The 7,875-nt window shown below is 73.6% G+C and carries 6 protein-coding genes; 3 read left to right on the top strand and 3 right to left on the bottom strand.

What is annotated here, in order from left to right:
- Together ABZ641_RS19990 and ABZ641_RS19995 are read right to left on the bottom strand one after the other, a co-directional pair.
- Positions 1–641 (bottom strand): SMC family ATPase (locus tag ABZ641_RS19990; protein WP_359983492.1); only part of this gene is annotated, 641 nt, incomplete at its 3' end.
- On the bottom strand, positions 638–1,810 hold the full coding sequence (locus ABZ641_RS19995; RefSeq protein ID WP_344628411.1) for an exonuclease SbcCD subunit D: 1,173 nt from the start codon (positions 1,808–1,810) through the stop codon (positions 638–640). The genes ABZ641_RS19995 and ABZ641_RS19990, both read right to left, overlap by 4 nt.
- 273 nt (positions 1,811–2,083) lie before the next feature.
- Here ABZ641_RS19995 and ABZ641_RS20000 point away from each other — a divergent pair, with 273 nt between their 5' ends.
- Entirely contained in the window at positions 2,084–2,683 is a 600-nt protein-coding gene (locus tag ABZ641_RS20000; RefSeq protein WP_344628412.1) for an NUDIX hydrolase, read from the top strand.
- A gap of 222 nt (positions 2,684–2,905) precedes the next feature.
- The gene (locus ABZ641_RS20005; protein WP_344628413.1) at positions 2,906–3,703 is read left to right on the top strand and encodes an SGNH/GDSL hydrolase family protein; all 798 of its coding nucleotides are present in this window, start codon (positions 2,906–2,908) and stop codon (positions 3,701–3,703) included.
- Positions 3,704–3,750: 47 nt separating this feature from the next.
- Here the strand turns inward: ABZ641_RS20005 and ABZ641_RS20010 are convergent, their stop codons facing one another.
- Positions 3,751–5,571 (bottom strand): long-chain fatty acid--CoA ligase, encoded by a 1,821-nt coding sequence (locus tag ABZ641_RS20010; protein ID WP_344628414.1) that lies wholly within the window; start codon positions 5,569–5,571, stop codon positions 3,751–3,753.
- Between the two features lie 366 nt (positions 5,572–5,937).
- On the opposite strand from ABZ641_RS20010, the gene ABZ641_RS20015 reads away from it, so the two are divergent.
- A partial coding sequence (locus ABZ641_RS20015; RefSeq protein ID WP_359983497.1) for a nitrate- and nitrite sensing domain-containing protein occupies positions 5,938–7,875 on the top strand: 1,938 nt, incomplete at its 3' end.

Below are 7,875 nucleotides of genomic sequence, written 5' to 3' on the forward strand. Positions count from 1 at the left end.
CGCTGCCGGCCGTCGCGGACGGCCGCCTCCTGGCGGAGCCGGCGCTCGGCGAGCCAGCGCTCGACCTGGCCGAACCGCTGGGTGTCGAAGAGCCGGCCGAGCAGTTCGGCGCGCTGCTTGGTGTCCGCCCGCAGGAAACGCGCGAAGTCGCCCTGCGGCAGCAGGACGACCTGGCAGAACTGCTCGCGGCTCATGCCGACCAGACGGCGGATCTCCTCGCCGGCCTCCTGGTGGGAGCGGCTGACGGCCCGCCAGCCGGGGGTGCCGTCGCCAGCGTCTGCGGCCCACTCGCGCAGCAGGGTCTGTGCCTTCTCCGTGGTGGTGCCGGTGCCGCGCAGCTTGGGCCGCTGCTGCTCGGGGCTGCGGGTGATCTCCAGCCGCCGGCTGCCCAGCGTGAGGTCGAGCCGGACCTCGGTGAGCAGGCCGGGCGCGGCGTGGTCGCTGCGCAGCGGGTTGCCCCGGCGGGCGCCGGGCACCTCGCCGTAGAGGGCGTAGCAGACCGCGTCGAGCACGCTGGACTTGCCGGCGCCGGTCGCGCCGCGCAGCAGGAAGAGCCCCGTCGAGGCGAGGCGGTCGAAGTCCACCTCCTCGGTGCCCGCGAACGGGCCGAAGGCGGTGAGGGTCAGCCGGTGCAGCCTCATCGTGCGGCCTCCCGGGCGAGCTCGGCCTCGCGGCGGACGGCCTCGAAGCCCTCGGCGAGCCAGTCGCGCTCGTGCCGGCCGAGGTCGCTGCCGGGCCTGACGTGCCGGACGAAGCCCTCGGCGATCTCCAGGTCGGAGCGCCCGGTGACCCGGGCCGCGTAGGAGGGGTGCGGGTCGCCCTCGGCCGGCTCGGGCTCGAAGAGCAGCTGGAGGGTGTGCGGGAAGCGGCGGCGCAGCGACTCCATCGGCTCGGGGGGCCGGGCGGCGTCCGTGAGGGTGGCCTGCACCCAGCAGTCCTCGGCCCAGGCGTGCTCCTCGGCGGCGAGCAGGTCGGCGAGGCGGCCGCGCAGCCGGGCCAGCGCGCGCGGCTGCGGGCAGTCGATCCGGCGCTCCTCCGCGATCGAGCCGTCGGCGTCCAGCTCGATCAGCCACATGGTCTTGCGGTGGTCGGCCTCGGAGAACGAGTAGGCCAGCGGGGAGCCGCTGTAGCGCAGGTGCGGGGCGAGCCGCTGACTGCCGTGCAGGTGGCCGAGGGCGGCGTAGTGGACGCCGTCGAAGACCGCGGCGGGCACGCTCGCGACCCCGCCGACGGTGATGTCGCGCTCGCTGTCGCTGGGGGCGCCGCCGGTCACGAAGGCGTGCGCGAGGACGACCGCGCGGGTGCCGGCCGGGCGCTCGGCGAGGTCGGCGCGGACGGCGTCCATCGCGGCGCCGAGCACCTGCTCGTGGCCGCCGCGGTCCAGCCCGAAGCGCTCGCGGACCAGCGCCGGCTCCAGGTACGGCAGGCCGTAGACGGCGACCGGGCCGTGCGCGTCGGCGAGCAGCACGGGCTCCGCGCAGCCGTCCGGGTCGGTGCGCAGGTGGATGCCGGCCCGGTCGATCAGCCGGGCGGCGACGCCGAGCCGCCGGGCCGAGTCGTGGTTCCCGCTGATGAAGACCGTCGGCACGCCGAGCCCGGCGAGGCGGACGAGGACGTCGTCGAAGAGCGCGACCGCCTCCAGGCCGGGCAGCGCCCGGTCGTACACGTCGCCCGCGACCAGCACCGCGTCCACCCGCTCCGCCGCGGCCACCGCGACCAGGTGGTCGAGGAAGGCGCACTGGGCGTCGTGCAGGCTCTCCCGGTGGAAGGAACGGCCGAGGTGCCAGTCGGAGGTATGCAGGAGTCGCATGGTCATCGACCATAACGGGCTCCACCGACAGCCCGTGGCCGTGACCTGCGCGACCGATGCCGATCCGTGATCGCGGGCGGACGGTCGGTGACGGGCGGTAGGGTCGCGGCGCGGGCACGGCGGCGTTGCGGGTGTGCCCCGGGCGGCGGCCAGGACTGTTCATCGACCGGATGTTCGGGGAAGATCAACAGTCGGAGCGGGCGGCGGCCCGCCGCACCCGCTCCCCGGCCGCCGACCGGGCGCGCCGGCGGCCCGGGACCGGAGGGGACACGCGTGAACCGCATCGAGTACAGCGCGGAGATCGCCGACCTGCTCGGGAGGGTCCGGCGCCGGCCGATCGCGGGCTGGCCCTGGCGGCCCGGCGAGGACGTGCCGGCCGGGCTGCCGGTCAAGCAGTCCTGGGGCTGGCTGTTCGCCCCGGACGGACGGGTGCTCACCCTGGTCAACCCGAGGGACGGCATCGTCAGCCTGCCCGGCGGCTCGCTGGAGCAGGAGGACGGGGGAGACCCGGCCGCGGCCCTCGCCCGGGAGGCGGGGGAGGAGGCGCAGGCGGTGATCGGCCGCCCCCGGTACCTCGGCTACCTCTACGACCGGGTGGGCTCGGCGAACGGCGGCCACGAGTGCGCCCGCGTCCGGATGGCGGCGGCGCTGCGCCGGGTGGGCCCCTCGCAGCCGGACCCGGCCTCGGGCCGGCACTACCGGCGGCTGCTGGTCGCCCCCGGCCTCGCGGTCGAACTGCTGGGCTGGGGTCCGCAGGGCGTCAGCCAGGCCCGGGCGGCGGTGGCCGCGGCGGTGGCGCACCTCGGGGTGCCGGCCTCGGCGAACGAGACGATCGAGGAGCTCCCGCCGGCCGGCTGCGTGCTCTTCGGGTGACTCCCAGGATCCTTTGACGATCCGTCAATCCTGCTTTCAGAAAAGGTTTCCATCGGAATTCCGGATGGCACCGCGGTGACGTGACGGTGCCACATCCGATGCTCCGTCAACAACTTTGGCATGGGCACTATCCGGCGAGGCTACTGCCTGGTATCACAACAGTGTGATCCGGGTCACCCCCACTTCCGGATTGCATTCACCCCCCCACCCGGAGGTTCCCCCATGCCTCGCACCAGAGTCCTGCCCGTCGCGGCCACGGCGCTCGCGCTCTCCCTCGCCACCCTGATCACCGCCACCGACGCCTCGGCCGCCGGAGCACGCTACGTCGCCCTCGGCGACTCGTACTCCGCGGGCGTCGGAGCGGGCAGCTACACCGGTGACAGCGGCAGTTGCAAGCGCAGCACCAATGCCTACCCGTACCTCTGGAAGAACGCCAACGCCCCCACCTCGTTCAGCTTCGTCGCCTGCTCCGGCGCGAAGACCGGCGACGTGCTGAACAACCAGGTCTCCGCACTCAGTTCGAGCACCACCCTGGTGAGCATCACCATCGGCGGCAACGACGCCGGCTTCGCCAGCACCATGCAGACCTGCGTGCTCAACTCCGAGAGCAGCTGCCTGAGCGCGGTGGCGACCGCGAAGTCCTACGCCACCAACACCCTGCCCGGCCAGCTCGACGCGGTGTACTCGGCGATCCGCAGCAAGGCCCCCAACGCGCACGTCGTGGTGCTCGGCTACCCGCACCTCTACAAGATCGGCGGCAGCTGCATCTTCGGGATCGGCGACACCAAGCGCACCGCGATCAACGGCGCCGCCGACACCCTCGACTCGGTCATCGCCAAGCGCGCGGCCAACGCCGGCTTCACCTTCAAGGACGTCCGCAGCATCTTCACCGAGCACGAGATCTGCGGCTCGTCCACCCAGTGGCTCAACAGCACCACGCTGCCCGTCGACGAGAGCTACCACCCCAACAAGGCCGGCCAGTCCGGCGGCTACCTGCCCTCGTTCAGCGCCGCGGCCTGACCCCCACCGGCCCGCCGTGCCCGCGCCCCGCGCGGCGCGGCGGGCCGTCAGGGCGCGTACAGCTCCTCGATGTCCTCCGCGTAGTAGGCCTGGATCGCGCTGCGCCGCATCTTCAGCGAGGGCGTCAGCAGCCCGTCCTCGGCGCTGAACTCCTTGGGCAGCAGCCGGAAGGCGCGGATCGACTCGGCCCGCGAGACGGCGGTGTTGGCCGCCGCCACCGCCCGCTGGATCTCCCCGTGCAGCTCGGTGTCGGCGAGCGCGCCCCACACGTCCAGCTGTTCGCGGCCGCGCAGCTTCAGCCAGTGCGCGAGCGCCTGCGGGTCCAGGGTGACCAGGGCCGCCACGTACGGGCGGTCGTCGCCGACCACCAGGCACTGGGCCACCAGGGGGTGCGAGCGCACCCGCTCCTCCAGGGCGCCCGGGGCGAGGTTCTTGCCGCTGCTGGTGACGATCAGTTCCTTCTTGCGGCCGGTGATGGTGAGGTAGCCGTCCTCGTCCAGCTCGCCGAGGTCGCCGGTGGCCAGCCAGCCCCGGACGAGCGCCGCCTCGGTGCACCGCGGGTGGTTGAGGTAGCCGGAGAAGACCGTGCCGCCGGTCACCCACACCTCGCCGTCGTCGGCGATCGCCACCGCCGCCCCGGGCACCGGCCGGCCCACCGTGCCGAACTTGGGCCGCCCCGGCGGGTTGGCCGTCACCGCGGCGGTGGTCTCGGTCAGGCCGTATCCCTCGTACACCGTCATGCCCGCCCCGGCGAAGAACAGGCCGAGCTCGCGGCCCAGCGTCGAGCCGCCGGACATGATGTTGCGCACCCGCCCGCCGAGCACCGCCCGCAGCCGCTGGTACACCAGCCGGTCGTAGGCGGCGTGCCGCACACGCAGCGCCGTGTTCGGCCCCGGGCCGTGGCCGAGCGCCTTCCGCTCGCGGGCGGCCGCCCAGGCGACCGCCGTCTCCGCGGCCAGGTCGAACAGCTCGGCCTTGCCGGCCTCCTCCGCCCGCTCCCGGGCGCGCTGGTAGATCTTCTCGAAGACGTACGGCACCGCGTGCAGGAAGGTCGGCCGGAAGGACTCCAGCGCCGGCAGCAGGCTGTCCGTGGTCAGCTGCCCGTGGTGGCCGATCCGGATGCCGCCGCGGACGGCGGCGACCTGCACCATCCGGCCGTAGACGTGCGCCAGCGGCAGGAAGAGCAGGGTGGCCGGCGGCACGCCGCCGGTGTCCCGGAAGATCTCGCCCCAGCCCTCCAGCAGGGCGTCCGCCTCGGCGGTGAAGTTGCCGTGGGTGAGCAGGCAGCCCTTGGGGCGGCCGGTGGTGCCCGAGGTGTAGATGACGGTGGCGATGCTCTCCGCGGTGACCCCGAGCCGCTGGCGGTGCACCAGCGCGTCCGGCACGCCCCGGCCGTCCTCGATCAGCGCGCCGACGCAGTCCCGGTCCAGTTGCCAGATGCCGGTGAGCTCGGGCAGCGCGTCGCAGACCGCGCCGACCGTCATCGCGTGGTCCTCGTGCTCCACCACGCAGGCCACCGCCTGCGTCTCGGCGAGGATCCAGCGGACCTGTTCGGGTGCCGAGGTCGGGTACACCGGCACCGGGATCGCGCCGACCGCCCAGAGCGCGTAGTCGAAGAGCGTCCACTCGTAACAGGTGCCGGACATGACGGCGACCCGGTCGCCGTAGCGCACGCCCCGGGTGAGCAGCCCCTTGGCAAGGGCGAGCACCTCGTCCCGGAACTGGAGCGCCGTCACCGGCTGCCACACCCCGTCCACGAGCCGGGAGAGCTGGATCAGCCCCGGGCTCTGCTCGGCCGTGTCGAACACCGAGTCGGCGAGCCCGCCGGCGGCCGGCTCGGACAGGGCGGGGCTGCTGACCTCGCGCACACCGCCCCCGATCCCCGTCTTCCCCGCGCGGTCGGCCTGCCCGGCCGGCGGACGGATCGGCAGCGAAGCTACCGGATCTCCGGCCGCGCTGCCCAGAGGCCCGGGGACGCCCCGGCGCGATCGGCACCGAGTGCACCCCCCGGTGACAGCGGAGAGCGGTCGCCTGGGGAGCAATCCCGGATCAATCGGACAGGTGCCGGAAGGGATGGCTGCGACCCTTCGAACGGGTGGTCAGCGCGGTGTAGAGTCACGCAGATCCGACGGCCCGGCCCTCCGCCGGGACACCCATGCCCGATCGGGGAGGCGCGACCGCCCGCCCGAACCGCACCCCTGTCCGCGCTTGGCTCCATCCCGACCGAGGACCCCATGCGTCTGCGCAGCAGCTCGATCCGCGCGAAGATCATCGCGCTGCTCATGGTGCCCATCGTGGCGCTCACCGGGCTGTGGGTCTACGCGACCCTGGTCACCACCGGGGACGTCCGCAGCCAGTTCGACGTCAGCTCATCTTTCCATGAACTGGTCAAGCCGGTCGACCAGTACACCCTGGATCTCCAGGAGGAGCGCCGCGCCGCCGTCCTCCGCCTCGCCGACCCCGGCTCGCAGGCCAACAAGGACGCCTACGAGCACGCCCAGGCCGCCACCGACCACAGCCTGCGCGAACTGCGCTACCTCAACGACACCGAGGCGCTCGGCCGGCTCGACGCCCAGCAGCGGACGAAGTACCAGGACATCCTCACCGCCGCCGACCAGCTCTCCGCGATCCGCGGCCAGGCCCTGCGCGACGTCGTCAGCTGGGACCACGAGCTGCTCGCCTACAGCGACCTGGTGGAGACGGTCTTCCCGTTCCGCTCCGCCTTCGCCGGCCGGCAGAGCGGCCAGCTGCCCCGGCAGACCATGCTGCTCACCGAGCTCGTCCGCGCCCGCGAGTACCTCTCCTGCGAGGCCGCCGCGATGCAGGCGCTGCGGGTCACCGACAAGCCCGGCGACGAGATGATCCAGGTGGCGCTGGACAACATGCACTCCCAGCAGGCGCTGTTCAGCGTCTACGCCGGCGAGCTCGACCTCACCGACCAGCGCGACTACGCCGACCTGCGCAGCTCCGACAACTGGATGGCGCTCGCCGCCGCCGAGGCCAACTTCGACTCCTCGGTGCAGCGCGCCGCCGCCGTCCACGCCAACCCCAAGGACCCGTGGCGCGAGTCCGCGACCCCGGTGCTCGCCTCCTACGCCGACCTCAACACCCGGCTCGCCGACCGGATCGGGGAGCGCGCCGAGTCCTACGCGATCAACCAGATCGTCCGCGGCGCCGTCGCCGGTCTGATCGGCCTGCTCGCCGTCGTCCTGTCCATCCTCATCTCCTACCGGATCGGCCGCGGTCACGTCCGCGAGCTGGTGGCGCTGCGCAACGCCGCCCAGGAGCTCTCCGGCACCCGGCTGCCGCAGATGATGGGACGGCTGCGCCGCGGCGAGAGCGTCGACGTCGCGGCCGAGACGCCCGACCTCGAGTTCGGCGCCGCCGAGATCGGCCAGGTCGGCAGGGCCTTCCACGACGTCCAGGTGGTCGCCGTGGAGGCCCTCGTCGAACAGGCCGAACTGCGGCGCGGCGTCGCCGCCGTCTTCGTCAACCTCGCCCGCCGCAGCCAGGTGCTGCTGCACCGCCAGCTCACCCTGCTGGACGCGATGGAGCGCCGCACCGAGGACCCGACCGAGCTGGAGGACCTCTTCCGGCTCGACCACCTCACCACCCGCATGCGTCGCCACTCCGAGGGCCTGATCATCCTCTCCGGCGGCTCGCCCGGCCGCGCCTGGCGCAAGCCCGTCCGGATGGTCGACGTCGTGCGGGCCGCGGTCGGCGAGGTCGAGGACTACGCCCGGGTGATCGTCCGGCCCTTCCCCGGCACCGGCCTGCTCGGCAGCGCGGTCGCCGACGTCACCCACCTCGTCGCCGAACTCATCGAGAACGCCACGGTCTTCTCCCCGCCGCACGCCCAGGTCACGGTGCAGGGCGAGGTCGTCGCGCACGGCTTCTGCCTGGAGATCGACGACCGCGGCCTCGGCCTGAGCGAGCACGCGCTGGAGGAGATCAACCAGCGGCTCGCCGTGGAGCAGGAGTTCGACCTCGCCGACACCGACCGGCTCGGCCTGTTCGTGGTCAGCCGCCTCGCCCGGCGGCACGGCATCCGGGTGCACCTGCGGCCCTCGCCGTACGGCGGCTCCACCGCCGTGGTGCTCGTCCCGCGCGAGCTGCTGGCCGACGCCAACGAGGTGATGGCCGACCAGTTCTCCGGCCGTCCGGCCGCCGAT

This window comes from Kitasatospora sp. NPDC007106 (genome assembly GCF_040634455.1).
Lineage (GTDB): Bacteria > Actinomycetota > Actinomycetes > Streptomycetales > Streptomycetaceae > Kitasatospora > Kitasatospora arboriphila.

Coding starts and splice junctions, on each gene's coding strand:
- ABZ641_RS19995 (WP_344628411.1), bottom strand. CDS start 1,810: ATGCGACTCCTGCATACCTCCGACTGGCACCTCGGCCGTTCCTTCCAC.
- ABZ641_RS20005 (WP_344628413.1), top strand. CDS start 2,906: ATGCCTCGCACCAGAGTCCTGCCCGTCGCGGCCACGGCGCTCGCGCTC.